Raw genomic sequence first — 16,954 nt, forward strand, 5'->3', positions numbered from 1 at the left:
ATACCTTTTTTGTGCACTACTTTTTATTATTTTTTATATATTATTCTTTACTATATTATAAACAGAATTAACAAACCTTTGATTTAATTTTAAAGGATTGGTTTTAATAGGCTGAAGTTCATCGCTTTCATCATAGAAAATAATATTATTTAAATTAACATCTTCATCAGGCTCAATTCCAAAATATATATAGTCAAATGTAATATGCACTGAAATTTGTAAATAACTATCTTTCAAAATATATTCACTGTAGCCTCCGCCGTCTTCTGTTTCTCCTCTTGCAAAATCATATTTATTTGCAAGTGACATCAAAGTTCCTGCTTTAACGGTTACTCCATCAAATACAGTTAGCTCATCATTTTGAATATCTTTTTCTTTTATAGTTTCAAAAGTTTCAGATGTAAAATTAAGCTGCTCTATAGGCTGAGTAATTTCATAATCTGATAATTGCTGCTGCCATTTATTTAAAGTATTTTCATCTAATTCCATAGGGTGAACTAAACTAATATTTTTTTTGTTTGTATCTTCAAGTTTATATTCTTCTTCATTGGAAGTATTGAAAGTGCCGTCTTCCATATATCTAAAGCTTTCAATTAATTTATTATTATCATCATAAACACCCCAAATTAATTTTAAGGCAAATATATTCATGATGCTATTATTAACAAATACATTCTTGAAACTCTCATAACTCCATTTTCTGCCGTTCATTAAAACTCTTTGAAGTCTTATTTTTTGAGATTGTATTAAAGTTTTTATTTCTTTTTTTAGATTACTAAATTCTTTTTTAACTAAATCTGCCGCTCTCTTATCATCTTTGTTGTTTGGTGCTGGAAGTGATTTGATAATTTTATTTTTTTCATCATCTTTAATTGTTAATTCTAAATTATTATCTATATTTAAAGTAAATGTTCTCTTTGCCTCCCCTCCATAACTTAGAACTTTATTTCCTTTTCTGTCAAAACCAAAATCAGGAATAATTATATCAGAAAGTTCATCGGTAGAAATCTCTAAAATATCTGCAGCATTTCTCATAGTTTCGTTTGCTGTTTCTTTAATTTTGGCAGTAGGTGCTTTTCTTGTGAGATTATCAATCAATATTAAAGCATAATTTTTGCCGTTTAATGCAATACATTTTACAATAAATGCTCCCAATATAGTTCTTGAGCCTTTAGCAAATTCTTTTATTAATGTATATACTGCATCAATTTTTGAATTATCAGAGTATATACAATAAGGCATTAATATATTTTTTTCTTTACTATCATAATTAGTATCTTTCCAATAATCGAATATATCATTTAATACTTTCTCAAAAGAGTTAGTTTCTAATAAATCAGCGAGCATATCACAGTCTTTAAGTCTTGCGGGCTCTGTTAGATTCATATACTCCATTAAAATATATTTAATGATTCTTTCATCTGCCTCATTTCCATTTTTATATAATACTTTATTTAATTTGATATTTTCTAAAAACTTAATACTGTTTTCATAGCTTGTATTATAGTATGTATTAATAAATTCAATTGCTTCATCAACATTATTAAATTTATCTCCGTATTTTTTTAAGTTCCAATTTTTGAGTATTGTTTTTAAAGCTCCTTTTAAATCTGAAGCTCTTACCTTATCAATAGCTTTTTCAACATATTCCCTTGTTATATTTTCATTATTAGATATGAGTTTTAAACAAACTCTTTTAACTTCTACTTTTTTAGTGCTTTCAAGAACTGTATAAACTAATTCAAAATTATTATAATTGAAATTAGGATTGTATGCCCATTTTAATATATCTAAAATAGCCAATTTTTCATTGCTTAATTCTTTTTTAATGAAATTTGTATCATCTAATATATTTTTTAATTCTTCACTGTAATTTTCTATTAATAAATCTTTTAAAGTTTTTGTATTATCTTTTTCATCTGTTAAATCATTATATAATGATGGAGGCGGCCCATAGTAATTACCATAATCATAATAGTATGAAAGAAGTACTTCTTTTAATGTTATATTTAATTCTTCATTATTTATAAGCGAATCAACAATTTCTCTGAATGTTTTTGAAGTTAGGGCATATTGAGTTTCTATGTATTTTCTAATTCCAAGCTGTATAGTTAAATATTTTAATACATCTATACAGAATTTTTTTGATGATTTTGTCTCTTCGCATAAATCTTCAAAATTAAATAATGCAAATACATACATTATATCTGTATTTAAATTAATTTCAGGATAAGTTGCTCTAAATCTGTAAAGCATGTCTGAAGATTTTTTTCCTGTGAAATAGTCTATTAAATTATTAAATGTTTTATTTTTATCTTTATCAAATACATCTTCTAAATTTTTAATATTATCAGATATTTTCTTAATATCTCTTTTGCCTTCTTTTTTTAAGCATTTTAAAATTATACTAGGTATTATTTGATAGCATAATTTAAATGTTTCTAAATCAAAATTATTATCATTATGCTCTAATAAAATTGCACTAAATAAAATAAATATGATTTTTATATTTCTCCTTGTTATGTATTTTTCTAATTTTAAAAGATTATATAATTTATAAAAAGCCTCTTTATCATTTAAATAAAGTTTTTTGAAGTTATGTACTTTACTTATATAAAAATAATCTTCAAAATATTTAGCAATAACTGAAAAATAATTTGGAAAATCAAGCTCTTTATATATTTTATCAATCATTTTATCTTTATCTGAAAAAGCTACTATATGAAAATAGTGTCCAAACTCTATACTAATATCTATAATTAAAGAGTCATCATTTATTTCTACAAATTTATCTCTTAATGATTTATGTTTATTTATAATAGGACCAATAACATTTAAAGCATCAAGTTTATTTGGCATATAATCTAATGCTTTGATAATAATGTCTACATATTTATCTTCAGTGTTTGCCATAGCACATAATGCAAATAATGGTATAACTGCATCTCTATTCATATCTTTAAATGTTTTTTCTGCATCTTTAGAATTTATTATATCTACATATTTATTAACATATTCAGTAAACTCTTTATTAAAATGTTGATTTAATAATTCAAATATTTTATGTATAGGTCTTTGAAAATACATTTGTCTGCATTTATCTGATTCATAGGTGCTGTAATTTATATTTTGTAATGCTTTTTCTAAATTTCCAAATAATATTAAATGGGGAATTACAAAACTTTCTCTGTTATCTTTTTTCTTATGTTCATTATAATAATATATTTTTAATAAGTGTTTGTATCTGTCTTTTAATTCTTTATTATCTTCTTCTATTTCAAAGTAACATTTAATTATATCATTCATTTTATAAGCTAATGAAAGTCCCCAAATAGGTATTGATGTAAAATTTGTACTTGCTTCAGCCTGCTTCATAGGCATTCTTACATCTCTATAAAATTCTTCCAATTTCTTTTCTAAATCCATAACAATCCTCTATTATAATGATTAATAATGAAGTTATATCATAAATGATTTTAAAGTAAATAATAAATTAAGATATTTTTTGCCTTTATGTGCATTATAGTTAAAATATTTTATGAAAAATTTGAAATATGTATTTAATTAAAAAGCCATTATATTTTATTTGTAAAAATATTTATTTACTATCACTTACTTTTTTACAACTTCTGCAAACTTTGAAATATTAAAAACCCTTGTAGTTTTGCTTTTTTCAAGTGATGCTCTCACTATAAGAAGTTTATGATTAAGCAGATTATCATAAACATAATTACTGTCTAATACAATAGAAGAAAGTTTATCTTCAGTAGCCTTGCAATCTAAATTATCAGGCAAATCATCATCAAACCTAAAAAAAGCCTTATGAGAAGGAAACACAAAATCTTTACTGTTCCAATTAATTATAATAGTTTTATTTTCTTTATTAACATTTACTATTAAATGAGTATCCTCGCTCCAAGATGATAATTTATAAGCAAGAAGTCTATAGCTAATATTTTTATCATCTTCTATAACTTCCCACTCATCTGGTTTTATCTCATATATTTCAGGGTTCATTATATCTTTATCGTCCATAATTATCTCTCCTACTAAACAAAGTCTACTATATTTTTAATCTAAAGTAAATATATTCAAAAATATTTTTCTTATTTTATCTTTATTATTATCATAACCATAGTAAACGCAATATATTTTGTTATTGTCATTAGCACACCAAGGATAACCGCAATCAGTACTTTTCATTTTATCTTCTATAATTATCTCTTTTTTTTGTATATCATAATAGTTTTTTAATTCATTTAAGTCATCTAATAAAATCGCCCTCACTCCATAAGTCTTTAACCTGTATCCATAACTTAATAAAATTCTGTTATCATCAATCTTCAAAGGATGCAAAGGATAGCCTTTAATATTCGTAAAATGCGGTTTTGTAAAACTCTTTCCATTGTCAATAGAATAACTTAAAGAAGTAAAAGCGTATTCATCATTAACATGCGTTCTTATAAATGCCCATAATACATTATTATGATATATAAGCGAAGGCTCAACATATTCTATTTTGCTTTTTTTATTTTCAATTTTTCTGTATTCAGTCTCACACAAAAAACTCTTTATATCCCAGTTAATTAAATCTTTAGTATGTATAATATAGCATTGATATTTAGAATTATTTTTATTTATATATTTTTTATGGGCATATATTGGCATAAGTATTTCATTATTTACTTTTACCATGCTTCCCCTAACAGCAAAGTTCTTCATTCCATTTTCTAATACAATAGTATTAACCTTTGAAAAAGTTTTTCCATTATCATAACTAATAGAGTATCCTATGCCGCTTAACAATGCTATTGTGTTATCATATTTCAAAAAAGTATTTTTTTTTAATAAATCAATTTCGCTTTGCGGGTGAAAAGTATATCTAAAATAGTAGACAATTATAGTTTTATCATCTATTCTAAAAAGCTGTACATCTTGTTTTGCTGCATCATCTTCTTTAGCTATTTCTGTAGTATTAATTATTTTGCCTTTATAATAAGTTAATACAATAGCTTTACTTAAAGAATGAAGATGAGAATAATTTTTTTTATTTTTTGGAGCAAGTCTAAAACTCACTAAATATTTATCTTTTTCCAATTTCACTATGGAAGGAAAAGCAGGATATTCATTTTCATTGTAGTATAAAATTTGTTTATTCATAATTAACTAAAAAAGTTTTTATAATTTTTTAATAAATATATTTACACAATAATTTTCGGAATAAAAAAGCTCGTACACATAAAAATATGCATACGAGCTATTTATTTATTTATTTATTTATTTTTAACAAAATATTAGAATCTCAAAGTAATACCAATACGAGGAAGCACCAAAAGTCTAACATTAGCGAAAATACTATTTCTAGCTAAAGAAGCAAATGGTTCTGTAGAAGAGAAATATGGAACATTGAATATACTAGAAGCCCAAGGAACAACATAATAACCCAAATCAAACAAAGAAATATCTAATCCAATTTGTACAGGCCAATCAGCACCCATTTTAGGGAATAATTGTATTCTCCAACCTAATTCAAGAGATAAATAAAAACCACCATTAGAATACAAACTAGTAACACCATTAGCATCTATGTTTGGACCATAACCATTAGCTCTCAAAGCTGTACCCCCAAATCTTGGAGATAAGAAAAAACCAAAAGGAGCATTCTTCCAAAAGAAAAACTTAACATTTAAAGACCAAGGAATTGTACTGAAAGTTATTTTATTTCCTCCTCCAGAAATTTCTCCAACAGAAAAACCAATATCAAGTCCAACCGTCATAAAATCAAGAGGGGCAAAATCATAACTAAAACCTAAACCAAAAGCATAATGCTTTGTTCTTAAATCTTGTCCTGTAGTATCTCCTCCTCCAGCTGTAACTATTTGATCTATATTCAAAACATTTATAAGATTATCAAAAATACCCGCATATAATGTAGGACCAAAGTTAATACCAAATAAACTCCTGCCATGCATATAATCTAAAAATGCATTTCCCGTTTTCTCACCAATATTCTGAGCAAATGAAGTTATGCTCAACGATAAAAATATAATTACATATATAAGTAATTTTTTCATAAGATAACTCCTAAAATTATTTTTTATAATGTTACCATAAGCGAACAAAAAGTCAATTATTTTTATAATATTTTTTATTTTTTGGAGTAGTATAAAACTCATTAAATATTTATCTTTTTATTAATTGCAGTATAGAAAGAAAATCAGCAGAATAATTGTTATTGATGTATAAAATTTATTTATTCATAATTAAAAAATAAGTTTTTATAATTTTTTATATAATAATTTTCGGTATAAAAAAGCCCGCACACATAAAAATATGCATGCAGGCTATTAGTTTTTAATATAAAAATTAGAATCTTAAAGTAATACCTATACGAGGAAGTATTAAAGCTCTTATATTAGCAAATACTTTCAATACTGAAAGAGAAGAGAATTGAGGAATCTCAAATATAGGTGAAGTCCAAGGAGCAACATAATAACCCCAATCAAATAAAGAAATATCTATACCAACCTGTACAGGCCAATTAGCACCAGTTTTAGGGAATAATTGTATTCTCCAACCCAATTCAAGAGATAAATAAAAACCTCCATGAGAATATAAGCTAGTAATACCAGTAGCTTCTATATTTGGACCATAACCGTTAACTCTCAAAGCAGTACCACCTATTCTTGGGGATAAGAAAAAGCCAAAAGGCGCATTCTTCCAAAAGAAAAACTTAACATTTAAAGACCAAGGAATAGTGCTGAAAGTTATTCTATCTACTCCAGATTTAAGCTCTCCAACAGAAAAACCAATATCAAGCCCAACTGTCATATAATTAAGAGGGGCAAAATCATAACTAAAACCTAAACCAAAAGCATAATGACTTGAATTAAAATTTCCTACTGCAGTATCTCCTCCTCCAGATGTAAATATTTTATATATATCAAAAGTATATACAAGAGAAGTATTTACATTATCAAAAATACCAGCATATAATGTAGGACCAAAGTTAATACCAAATAAACTCCTGCCATGCATATAATCCCAAAATGCATTTCCTGTTTTCTCACCGATATTCTGTGCAAACAAAGCTCCGCCTAATGATACAATCATCATTAAAGATATAAGTAATTTTTTCATAACATAACTCCACAAAGTATTTTCGCAATGTTAACATAACTGAAAAAAAAGTCAATTAATTTCATAATAATTTTTTATTATATACAAAATATCTATTAAGAAGTTTTATATGTATAAAAAAAGTAAGAATAAAAAACATAATATATTCCATAATGTTTTATTTTTCTTAATTTTATAAAAATCATATTGATAAAAATTATTCTTTATTTACAATTATTACTATATATAGGTTTTTACTTATATAAAATATATAAAAAACGGAGGTGATTTTTTATGGATATTTCTGCTTATAACTCTTATTCTACAGCTGCATTAAAACAAGATGTTTCTTTGAGCATGATAAGAAAATCTACAGATATGCAAGCTCAAGCCATAGAGAAAATTATGTCTAGTGCAATTCAGCCTCAAGCTATATCAGAGCCTATGAGACCTGGTGTTGGTGAAAGATTGAATGTATATGCATAAAATCAAAAAATAAGGGTACTATAATAATTATAGTACCCTTTATATTTTTAAATGTTTACAGCATAAGAGAGCACACCATTAACTATCTCTTCTCTCACCTTTCCACTTTCAACTAACTTTTTTAATAATTCGCCTACCCTTTTTTCATCTTCATTAAAACTAATAGCTATCATATGAACAGTATCAGGCTGCCTCATTAAAAAATTTACTATATCTTCTTCAGTGATTTTTTTAGTGTTTCCTTTTGCCTTATCTGATACGCTTGGAATATCTATTTCAATACTACAGTGAGCATTAAAATATTTTTTAGCTTTCTCCATCTCTTCATCGCTTAGTGCCTTGGCTTTTTCATTAGCAGTTCTTCTTGTAGCTGTAACAAGCTGAACTTTATCAGGTTTTATTTTATTTACTATTTTTATTATATCATCAAGCTCTTCTTCGCTGTCATTAATTCCTTTAAGCAAAAATACCTCAAGCCAATACTCACCCTCAAAAACTCTTCTAAACTCTATAAGTCCATTAACCATTTTATCAAAATCAATTTCTTTGTTTGGTTGGTCTATTAACTTAAAAGTATCCATATTGCCGGCATCAAGAGAAGGTATAATTAAATCTGCCATAAGCAAATTAGAACGCATCTCTTGTTTATAAAGCAAAGAACCATTTGTTATGATGCAAACTGGGATATCTGTTATTTGTTTGATTTCGTAAATTAACTTTTTTAAATCTTTATATAATGTAGGCTCTCCAGAACCTGCAAATGTTATATAATCAATATTTTTATTATTAAGCAAAGCCTCTTTTAATTCGTATATTATCTCATCAACAGAATAATAATTAGCAAGATTAGTTTTAGTATTTTCTTCAGAACCTAATTGACAATATATACAATTATAAGAGCAAGTTTTATGAGGTATAACATCTATCCCCAAAGAATTGCCAAGCCTTTTTGAAACCACTGGTCCGAATACTCTTTTTGTTTTTAATTTTGATTTATTTTTATTAAGTAAAAGAGACTCTTTAGTTTCTTTTTTTGTGTTGTCGTATCTCTCTTCATTTGCCTTATAGAATGCATTTGTTACCTTATCAAGAAGTTCTCCGTCTAAACTGAATACTGACAAAGCGAATATTTCAGGCTCTTCATAATGAGTCTCTTTGTTGTTCTTATATTCTTTTTTTACTGCCTTTTCTATAGCTTTTACTTTTTCTTTTATTTCATCTTCTTCGAGCATATCAGTTTTATTTAATACTATTATAGACTTTTTCTTTATTAATTCTTTGCTGTATTGTTTTAATTCGTTTCTAAGTTTTTTATAAGTATCAACTACATCTTCATCGGTTAAATCTATCACAAAGCATAATGCACCTGTTCTTTCAATATGTCTTAAAAAAGTAAGACCAAGCCCCGCACCTTCGCTAGCTCCTTCTATAATACCCGGTATATCCGCAATAACAAAACTTCTCTCATAGTCCAAATAACATACACCCAAATTGGGAGTAAGCGTTGTAAAAGGATACGATGCTATTTTTGGATTCGCTCTTGTAAGTCTTGCAAGTAGGCTTGATTTACCAGCATTGGGCATGCCTACAAGACCAATATCAGCTATAAGTTTTACCTCTAATCTTATATTAAGCTTTTCACCGTCTAAACCATGCTGAGCATAGTCTGGTGCTTGATTGGTAGCAGTAGCATAAAATTTATTTCCTTTTCCGCCTTTGCCACCCCTTGCAACAGTAAAGCTTTGCCCATCTTCAAGTAAATCAGCTAATATATTATTTGTATCATCATCATAAATAACAGTGCCTATTGGAACTCTTATAACAACATCGTCCCCCTTTTTTCCATCACTAAGTCTTGCCCTTCCCGGCTCTCCGTCTCTTGCTCTAAATCTTTTTCTGCTTTTTATCTTTCCAAAACTGTTTATCCTTGCATCAACCCTTACTATTACATCGCCGCCTTCTCCACCGTTGCCTCCGTCAGGCCCCCCCATAGGTACATGTGCCTCACGTCTGAAACTTACACAGCCCGCTCCGCCATGTCCTGCCTCTATTTCAAAATTTACTACATCTATAAATTGTTCCATTTTTATATTACCTATCTTTTTATACTATTTTTGATAAGAAACTATTATATTATAAAATAACTTTTTATCAATCATACAATAAAAAATATATATTTTATTCTTGACTAGTTTCATATTCATTGTATCATAAATCTATTATGATAAATAAAATATTATTAGATTGCGAAAAAGTTTTGCAATATAATTTCAAAAATAAAAACTATCTCCTTGAAGCTATAACTCATAGAACTTTTGCAAATGAAAATGGAAATATGAAATATAATCAGCGTCTTGAGTTTTTAGGGGATTCTGTGCTTTCTCTCATAATATCAGAACATATTTATAAAGAATATAATAATATAAAAGAAGGGAAATTATCAAAAATTAAATCTTATTTAGTTTCTCAAAATACTTTAGCTAATATATCAAGAAAATTAAAGCTTGGGGATTTTCTTTTGCTTGGAAAAGGAGAAGAAGCTTCTGGTGGAAGAGAAAGAGATAATATGCTTGAAGATCTATTTGAAGCTATAATTGGAGCAATATATTTAGATTCAAATTTAGAAAACACAAAAAACTTCGTTATGAGGGTTTATAAAGATATATTAAATAAATTAGACATTAACAATTTTGACAAAGATTATAAAACAATACTTCAAGAAATAGTGCAAAAACAATATAAAATTACACCAACATATAAATCATATGAATATAGTGAAAATGATAATATAATGTTTAGAGTAGAAGTTTATGTAAAAACAAAAAAGTATGCCTATGGAACTGGAAAAAGCAAAAAAGAAGCAGAGATAAATGCTGCTAAAAAAGCATTAGAAGAAATAGAAAATATATAAAAAATATATAATATAAAAAGGATAAAACAATGAATAAAAATAAAATAATGATAGCACCATCTATATTAACAGCATCTTTTGCTAATTTAGAATCCACTATAAAAGAACTTGAAGAAGCTGGAGCAGATTGTTTGCATTTAGATATAATGGACGGAAGCTTTGTTCCTCAAATAACATTCGGTTCTAAAATTGTAGCAGATATAAAAAAAATTACATCTTTGCCTCTTGATGTTCATTTAATGATAGTAAATCCAGAAAAGCATATTGATGATTTTGCTAAGGCTGGTGCCGATATAATTAGCGTGCATTATGAAGGAAATATTCATTTGCATAGATTAATAATGCAAATAAAAGCTCATAATATAAAGGCAGGAGTCGTTCTTAATCCTCATACAAGAGTTGATGTTATAGAGCCTATTATAGATGATATTGATAATGTTCTTATAATGTCTGTTAATCCGGGATTTGGTGGTCAGAAGTTTATAGAATATTCAATTAAAAAAATTGAAGAGACAAAAAAGCTAATAGGACAAAGAGAGATTATAATATCCGTTGATGGAGGAATTAATTTCGACACTTATAGAGATGTTATAAAAGCAGGAGCTAATTTACTAATTGCAGGAAGTGCCATAATAGACAGCAAAGATAAAAAAGAAACTATTAAACAATTAAAAAACTTTTAAAAAATTATTATAATTATTTTTATATAAAAAAGGCTTAAGTTTTTAATTAAACTCAAGCCTTTTATTTTATATATAATTTTTATTATTTTTTAGTAAGTGTTGTAGAAGATGATTCATCAGGTTTTAATGTAAATAATGTGTAGTCAATTTGGTTTGTATAAGCTCTGTCTTCTGCTACTTTTTTAGTATATTCATCCATAGCAGTTGGATCTTTACAAGAAACTATTAAACTGCCTCCTGTTACTGTAAGGGTATTATTGTCAAATTTAAAAGTAGATTTTACAGACATATTATTATATTTCAGAGCTTCTTCTAATATGATAATTTCTACTTGTTCAGGAGTTATTGTACCTGTAGGCGGTATTGCATCTTTTTCTAGAGAGTCTATATTTAATATATATTCATTTTCTGATACTTTTATTAATTTTTCAGTATAACCTTTATAATATATAACATTATCATTTTGAAGTCCTATATTAAAAACTATTCCATCAGATTTAACCTCATATCCATAACGATTTTGACCATCATAAGTATAATATATACCTGCATAATTACTAGGCATATATCCGCTTACTTCTTTTAAAGTAGCAGTTACACTATCATTATTAACTTTTCCTGATAAAGATAAGTTTCCTCCACCTATATTAAGCATAACATCTACAGTGTTCATACTAGCGGCATTTTGAAAAGACATTGATGATTTTAAAGAAGCTGTTGAAGTATCATAATTTATAACATGCATTTCTCCTTTTATATGGTACTGTGAATCGGATATTTTTGTAACCATTTCTTTTTTTATTGTTAATAAACCGTTTTCCAAATTCATATAAATACTTCCATCTTCATTAATTGCTAAAGCAGAAGCTTGTCCAAATGCACCAAAGGTAAAATTACCTGTAAAAGATTGTGAGTTATTATTATTATTATTATTATTATTATTATTGTTGTTGTTTGGATCTGTAGTTTTATTTGAACAGCTAACAATTAATAATAAAGTTAAAAAAATTATTAATGATGTAAATTTTTTTTTCATATTTTTCTCCATAAAAAATATATTTATTAAATTTTTATTTTTTGACAATAAAAATATTTGCAATGCCAAAAGAAATGTTGCAGTTTATTAATTGTATATTTTATTGATAAATTTTTATTAGAAATTAGCTTGGAGCTTGGAGCTTGGAGCTTGGAGCTTGGAGCTTGGAGCTTGGAGCTTGGAGCTTGGAGCTTGGAGCTTGGAGCTTGGAGCTTGGAGCTTGGAGCTTGGAGCTTGGAGCTTGTAAAAAATATCTAAATTACACATACAAATTATTATATATTAATATTATCTAATGTCAATACATAAAATAAAAAGGCTTGAGTTTTAAGTTAAACTAAAGCCTCTACTCTTTAACTATTTATTTCTTATTATTTTTCTTATACTCTATAGCATCATTTACTATAGGAACTAATATTTCAAAATCAAGAGGTTTCTCTATAAGTCTAAATACACCTTCAGCTATAATCTCTTTTACCATATCTGTGTTTCCATAAGCCGTTATAATTATTATAGGTATAGAGTTTTTCCTCTTTTTCATCTCTCTAATAAGAGCAAGCCCTGTCATAGAAGGCATAAGCAAGTCTGTAATAATAACATCAACAGGATTATGTTCTAATATTGTTATAGCAACTTTTCCATTTTCTGCAGTTAATACTTCAAGATCATGTGCTTCAAGAGTATAGGTTATAAGATTACGTATATTCTCTTCATCATCTACTGCAAGTATTAAGGGTTTACCATTAATCATATATCATACCCCTATTATATATATTTAGATAATCTGTATAAAATATTTTCTTTACCCAAAAGTTCACATATATGCGATAACTCAGTACCAGCACTGCTTCCTGTTATAACATATCTTATAGGGTGATACAAATTAGGACCTTTAAGCCCTGTTTCTTTTTGAGCTTGTTTTATTAAATCTTTCATATATTGGTCAGTTATTTCATTAGCATTTTCTATATTAGTTTTAATAAATTGAAGAAGATTTTTACTTTCTTCTTTGTTTACAATCTCTTTCATCTCATCTGTAAGCTCAAAATCATTTTCAAAAAATACAGGAACATATTTAACAATATCAGATAAAACAACACAATTATGTCTTATAACAGAAACAAGTTTTTTAGCCCAAGCATATTCTTGTTCTGTGTAATTTTCTTTTAAGAAGCCTCCCTGTATAAGATAAGGCAAGAATAATTCTGTAGCCTCTTCCAAACTAAGATTTTTAATATGCCAAGCATTTAAATGTCTTAATTTAGCAGTATCAAATATAGCAGGACTCTTAGAAAATCTATCTAAAGTGAAAGCTTTAATCATATCTTCATCATTCATATTTTCCATAGCTTCAGGGTGAGTCCAACCAAGTAAAGCAAGGAAATTTCTCATAGCTTGAGGCAAGAATCCTTCGTCTTTATATTCCATTAAAGTGGCAGCACCATGCCTTTTTGATAATTTCTTTCTGTCATTGCCAAGTATTGAAGAAGTATGAGCAAATCTAGGAACTTCTGCACCCAATGCCTCATAAATAAGTATCTGTTTTGGAGTATTAGATATATGATCCTCACCTCTTATAACATGCGAAATTTTCATAAGCATATCATCTATAACTACAGCATAGTTGTAAGTAGGAAAGCCATTCTCTCTAACAATTATAATGTCGCCTATTTCATCGCTATTAGTTTTAACAACTCCCCTAACAAAATCTTCAAATACTATCTGCTGATTTTTAGGCACTCTAAATCTTATCTTAGCAGGCTCTCCATTAGCAACTCTTCTCTTAGCCTCTTCTAATGGTATATCCTTACATTTACCGTCATAAATTATAGGCTGATTTAGAGTTTTCTGCATATTAGATTTTTTTTCTAACTCTTCAGAAGTACAAAAACAATAATATGCCTTACCCTCTTCCATAAGTTTTTCAGTGTATTTTTTATATATATCTAATCTTTCTGATTGAAAATACGGTCCATAATCTCCGCCAACTTCAGGACCCTCGTCCCAATCAATCCCAAGCCATTTTAATGATTTGATAGCCATATCAACGGCTTCTTTTGTGCTTCTCTCTTGATCTGTATCTTCTATTCTTAAAATTAATTTTCCTTTTATTGATTTAGCATAAAGCCAATTAAATAACGCTGTTCTTGCATTTCCTATATGTAAAAAACCAGTCGGAGATGGAGCAAAACGAACTCTAATATCTGACATAAAAAAATATCCTTAAATTATTAACTTAACTTATTATACAATAAAAAAAATAAATATCAATTAATAATATTATAAATTTATACTCATAAAACGCATAAAAAATGGATAAAAATAACTACTATTATATAAAAATTTTCTATTGAAAAATAGAACAATATATTATATAATTGTTTTCATATTTGGAGTTGTCAATGGCTAGCATAGAAAGAGAAAAAGCTATAGAATTATTTAAAAAATATAATAAAGAACCATCTCTATTTAAACATGCTCTATCAGTTGAGGCAGTAATGAGATATTTTGCTAATAAATATAATGAAGATGCTGAAGAATGGGCAATGGTAGGCTTTTTGCATGATATGGATTATGAAATGTTTCCTAATGAGCATTGCATAAAAGTAAAAGAGATATTAGAAGGGGAAGGCTTGCCTGAGAGTTTTATTAGAGCTATACAGAGTCATGGATTTGGAATATGCACAGATATAGAGCCTATCACTAATATGGAAAAAACTCTATATGCTGTAGATGAGCTTGCAGGTTTTATTTTGGCTTGTGCTTTGGTGAGACCTTCAAAGAGTTTAGATGATATGGAAGTAAAATCTGTTAAGAAAAAATTAAAAGATAAAGCTTTTGCTGCCAAAGTTGATAGAAGTATTATAAACAATGGTGCTGAGAGACTTAATATATCATTAGATGAATTAATAAAAGAAACTATAGAAGCTTTAAAACCTATACAAGAGAGTATAGGCTTACAAAAAATATCTTAAAAATAATTTTTAGGTTTCCATTATGAGTAAGGTTAAGATACTAACAATAGTAGATATGCAAAATGATTATATGGAAGGCGGTCCTATGGCTGTTAATGGTGCAATTGGGCTTATACCTGTAATTAATGACCTTATAAAAAATGGAGAATACGATGCTGTTATCGCTACTCAAGATTGGCATCCATCAAATCATATATCTTTTGCTTCCACTCATAATAAAGAACCATTTTCCAAAATTAGAGTAATAGACCAAGAAACAGGTGATGAAGATATTTTAACGCTTTGGCCTCGTCATTGTGTTGCTAGAACTTTTGGCTCTGCTATTGTTGATGAATTAAAAAAGAAGAAAGATTATATTTATGTTCAAAAGGGTGTGGATGCCGATGATGAGGGGGTGTCTGGATTTTCTTATATGCATAAAGATTTTATAGATGCTGCCAAAGAAAATAAAGAGGTGTTGATATTAGATTTTGTAGGCGTTGCTTTGGATTATGCTGTTTATTATACTGCAAGAGATACAGCTCAGTACGTAACTTCTATTAATGCTGAATATTTAGTTAGTGTAAATGTGTTAGAATATGCAACTGCTGCAATGAACCCAGATAAAGTATATGAATTATATTCTAATACAAAAAACATTAATCTTAAAAAGGTTCATCTGTGAATATTATAAGACTTGAAAATAGTCAGATAGATGATGATAAAGTGTTTTTGTATAAAAGCCCTATTGGAAACTTATATTTAACTCATTATAAAGATTATATCACTTCTATTTCTTTTCAAAATAATTATAATATAAGCACCAATAAAGAACCAAACATTATAAAAGAAACAAAAAAACAATTAAATGAATATTTTGAATTAAAAAGAAAAATATTCGATATACCAATAGCAGTATACGGAAGCGATTTTCAATATAAAGTATGGATTGAAACATATAAAATTCCTTTTGGAGAAATAGAAACATATTCCAATATAGCAAAAAAAATATCTAATAATTCTGGAAGCATTTTTAGGGCAGTTGGAAGTGCTGAGGGTAAAAATAAAATACCCATTATAATACCATGCCATAGAGTAGTTTCTAAAGATTTGAAATTAACAGGCTATGCTGGGGGAATAGAAAAAAAGGAATATTTATTAAAACTTGAAGGTTTTAAGATAAATAATTTAAAGATAATAAAATGATAAAGAAAAGTTATAACACAAGCAGATTACTTTTAGTGCAGCCTAATCTTGAAATGGCTAATTCTATTTTTGATTTTTATTATAGAAATAAAGATTTTTTCAGAGAGTTTGACCCTTATAGACCTGATATATTCTATAAGCTTAATACGCATAAAAATATTATAAAAAAAGAAATTGATGATACAAAAAATTCAAGAATGCTTAAATTTTATCTATTTAAAATAGAAGATAGAAAAAGAATTATAGGAATGATTAGTTTTGCCAATATAGTAAAAGGCTCTTTTTTGTCTTGCACTGTTGGGTATAAGTTAGACAAAGATGAAATAAAAAAAGGATATATGACAGAAGCATTAAAATATGCAATAAATATAGTATTTAAAGAATTGAAACTTCACAGAATAGAAGCAAACATTATGCCGCACAATAAACCTTCATTAGATTTAGCAAGAAGACTAGGTTTTGAATACGAAGGACTCGCAAAAAAATATTTAAAAATTAATAATAAATGGGAAGATCATATACACATGACAATATTAAATGATGATATATAATTTTCCCA

Annotated in this window: 17 protein-coding genes; 8 read left to right on the forward strand and 9 right to left on the reverse strand. The window is 27.2% G+C overall.

The window, feature by feature from the left end; translation table 11 throughout:
- Positions 1–33: 33 nt before the first annotated feature.
- From GQX97_RS04470 to GQX97_RS04490, 5 genes are all read right to left on the reverse strand, one after another.
- Positions 34–3,426: a DUF4132 domain-containing protein gene (locus GQX97_RS04470; RefSeq protein WP_157150738.1), complete on the reverse strand. Its 3,393-nt coding sequence runs from the start codon at positions 3,424–3,426 to the stop codon at positions 34–36.
- A gap of 186 nt (positions 3,427–3,612) precedes the next feature.
- On the reverse strand, positions 3,613–4,035 hold the full coding sequence (locus tag GQX97_RS04475) for a hypothetical protein (RefSeq protein ID WP_157150739.1): 423 nt from the start codon (positions 4,033–4,035) through the stop codon (positions 3,613–3,615).
- 36 nt (positions 4,036–4,071) lie between these two features.
- Positions 4,072–5,160: a sialidase family protein gene (locus GQX97_RS04480; protein ID WP_157150740.1), complete on the reverse strand. Its 1,089-nt coding sequence runs from the start codon at positions 5,158–5,160 to the stop codon at positions 4,072–4,074.
- A 134-nt stretch (positions 5,161–5,294) separates the two neighbouring features.
- A complete protein-coding gene (locus GQX97_RS04485) occupies positions 5,295–6,074 on the reverse strand; it encodes a hypothetical protein (protein ID WP_157150741.1) in 780 nt (259 codons plus the stop codon).
- 292 nt (positions 6,075–6,366) lie between these two features.
- Positions 6,367–7,140, reverse strand: a complete 774-nt coding sequence (locus GQX97_RS04490; RefSeq protein WP_157150742.1) for a hypothetical protein — start codon at positions 7,138–7,140, stop codon at positions 6,367–6,369.
- 273 nt (positions 7,141–7,413) lie between these two features.
- Between GQX97_RS04490 and GQX97_RS04495 the strand changes: the two genes are divergently transcribed.
- Positions 7,414–7,605 (forward strand): putative motility protein, encoded by a 192-nt coding sequence (locus GQX97_RS04495; RefSeq protein WP_157150743.1) that lies wholly within the window; start codon positions 7,414–7,416, stop codon positions 7,603–7,605.
- Positions 7,606–7,652: 47 nt separating this feature from the next.
- On the opposite strand, the gene obgE is transcribed toward GQX97_RS04495, so the two are convergent.
- Positions 7,653–9,689 (reverse strand): GTPase ObgE, encoded by a 2,037-nt coding sequence (obgE, locus tag GQX97_RS04500; protein WP_157150744.1) that lies wholly within the window; start codon positions 9,687–9,689, stop codon positions 7,653–7,655.
- Positions 9,690–9,826: 137 nt separating this feature from the next.
- Between obgE and rnc the strand changes: the two genes are divergently transcribed.
- Both rnc and rpe read left to right on the forward strand, forming a co-directional pair.
- The gene (gene rnc, locus GQX97_RS04505; RefSeq protein ID WP_157150745.1) at positions 9,827–10,516 is read left to right on the forward strand and encodes a ribonuclease III; all 690 of its coding nucleotides are present in this window, start codon (positions 9,827–9,829) and stop codon (positions 10,514–10,516) included.
- A gap of 29 nt (positions 10,517–10,545) precedes the next feature.
- Positions 10,546–11,199: a ribulose-phosphate 3-epimerase gene (gene rpe / locus GQX97_RS04510; protein WP_157150746.1), complete on the forward strand. Its 654-nt coding sequence runs from the start codon at positions 10,546–10,548 to the stop codon at positions 11,197–11,199.
- Positions 11,200–11,281: 82 nt separating this feature from the next.
- On the opposite strand, the gene GQX97_RS04515 is transcribed toward rpe, so the two are convergent.
- A complete protein-coding gene (locus tag GQX97_RS04515; RefSeq protein WP_157150747.1) occupies positions 11,282–12,235 on the reverse strand; it encodes a hypothetical protein in 954 nt (317 codons plus the stop codon).
- A 129-nt stretch (positions 12,236–12,364) separates the two neighbouring features.
- Between GQX97_RS04515 and GQX97_RS15050 the strand changes: the two genes are divergently transcribed.
- Entirely contained in the window at positions 12,365–12,493 is a 129-nt protein-coding gene (locus GQX97_RS15050; RefSeq protein WP_255447207.1) for a hypothetical protein, read from the forward strand.
- A 103-nt stretch (positions 12,494–12,596) separates the two neighbouring features.
- On the opposite strand, the gene GQX97_RS04520 is transcribed toward GQX97_RS15050, so the two are convergent.
- Both GQX97_RS04520 and gltX read right to left on the reverse strand, forming a co-directional pair.
- The gene (locus GQX97_RS04520; RefSeq protein WP_157150748.1) at positions 12,597–12,986 is read right to left on the reverse strand and encodes a response regulator; all 390 of its coding nucleotides are present in this window, start codon (positions 12,984–12,986) and stop codon (positions 12,597–12,599) included.
- A 14-nt stretch (positions 12,987–13,000) separates the two neighbouring features.
- Positions 13,001–14,446, reverse strand: a complete 1,446-nt coding sequence (gltX, locus tag GQX97_RS04525; protein ID WP_157150749.1) for a glutamate--tRNA ligase — start codon at positions 14,444–14,446, stop codon at positions 13,001–13,003.
- A gap of 191 nt (positions 14,447–14,637) precedes the next feature.
- Between gltX and GQX97_RS04530 the strand changes: the two genes are divergently transcribed.
- Genes GQX97_RS04530 through GQX97_RS04545 form a run of 4 tightly spaced genes read left to right on the forward strand, consistent with a single transcriptional unit; the run spans position 14,638 to position 16,946 of the window.
- Positions 14,638–15,210, forward strand: coding sequence for an HD domain-containing protein (locus GQX97_RS04530; RefSeq protein WP_157150750.1), 573 nt, complete (start codon positions 14,638–14,640; stop codon positions 15,208–15,210).
- A gap of 22 nt (positions 15,211–15,232) precedes the next feature.
- Entirely contained in the window at positions 15,233–15,874 is a 642-nt protein-coding gene (locus GQX97_RS04535; protein WP_157150751.1) for an isochorismatase family protein, read from the forward strand.
- Positions 15,871–16,395, forward strand: coding sequence for a methylated-DNA--[protein]-cysteine S-methyltransferase (locus GQX97_RS04540; protein WP_157150752.1), 525 nt, complete (start codon positions 15,871–15,873; stop codon positions 16,393–16,395). Before GQX97_RS04535 ends, GQX97_RS04540 begins: the two co-directional genes overlap by 4 nt.
- Complete coding sequence (locus GQX97_RS04545) at positions 16,392–16,946, forward strand: GNAT family N-acetyltransferase (protein ID WP_157150753.1); 555 nt, start codon at positions 16,392–16,394, stop codon at positions 16,944–16,946. The genes GQX97_RS04540 and GQX97_RS04545 overlap by 4 nt, the downstream gene beginning before the upstream one ends.
- The last annotated feature ends 8 nt before the right edge of the window (positions 16,947–16,954 follow it).

The sequence above is a fragment of the Brachyspira sp. SAP_772 genome (assembly GCF_009755885.1).
Lineage (GTDB): Bacteria > Spirochaetota > Brachyspiria > Brachyspirales > Brachyspiraceae > Brachyspira.

Bases quoted from the DNA above. Each gene is read 5' to 3' on its own strand.
- GQX97_RS04470 (WP_157150738.1), bottom strand. From the start codon at position 3,426: ATGGATTTAGAAAAGAAATTGGAAGAATTTTATAGAGATGTAAGAATG.
- GQX97_RS04475 (WP_157150739.1), bottom strand. From the start codon at position 4,035: ATGGACGATAAAGATATAATGAACCCTGAAATATATGAGATAAAACCA.
- GQX97_RS04480 (WP_157150740.1), bottom strand. From the start codon at position 5,160: ATGAATAAACAAATTTTATACTACAATGAAAATGAATATCCTGCTTTT.
- GQX97_RS04485 (WP_157150741.1), bottom strand. From the start codon at position 6,074: ATGAAAAAATTACTTATATATGTAATTATATTTTTATCGTTGAGCATA.
- GQX97_RS04490 (WP_157150742.1), bottom strand. From the start codon at position 7,140: ATGAAAAAATTACTTATATCTTTAATGATGATTGTATCATTAGGCGGA.
- GQX97_RS04495 (WP_157150743.1), top strand. From the start codon at position 7,414: ATGGATATTTCTGCTTATAACTCTTATTCTACAGCTGCATTAAAACAA.
- obgE (WP_157150744.1), bottom strand. From the start codon at position 9,689: ATGGAACAATTTATAGATGTAGTAAATTTTGAAATAGAGGCAGGACAT.
- rnc (WP_157150745.1), top strand. From the start codon at position 9,827: ATGATAAATAAAATATTATTAGATTGCGAAAAAGTTTTGCAATATAAT.
- rpe (WP_157150746.1), top strand. From the start codon at position 10,546: ATGAATAAAAATAAAATAATGATAGCACCATCTATATTAACAGCATCT.
- GQX97_RS04515 (WP_157150747.1), bottom strand. From the start codon at position 12,235: ATGAAAAAAAAATTTACATCATTAATAATTTTTTTAACTTTATTATTA.
- GQX97_RS04520 (WP_157150748.1), bottom strand. From the start codon at position 12,986: ATGATTAATGGTAAACCCTTAATACTTGCAGTAGATGATGAAGAGAAT.
- gltX (WP_157150749.1), bottom strand. From the start codon at position 14,446: ATGTCAGATATTAGAGTTCGTTTTGCTCCATCTCCGACTGGTTTTTTA.
- GQX97_RS04530 (WP_157150750.1), top strand. From the start codon at position 14,638: ATGGCTAGCATAGAAAGAGAAAAAGCTATAGAATTATTTAAAAAATAT.
- GQX97_RS04535 (WP_157150751.1), top strand. From the start codon at position 15,233: ATGAGTAAGGTTAAGATACTAACAATAGTAGATATGCAAAATGATTAT.
- GQX97_RS04545 (WP_157150753.1), top strand. From the start codon at position 16,392: ATGATAAAGAAAAGTTATAACACAAGCAGATTACTTTTAGTGCAGCCT.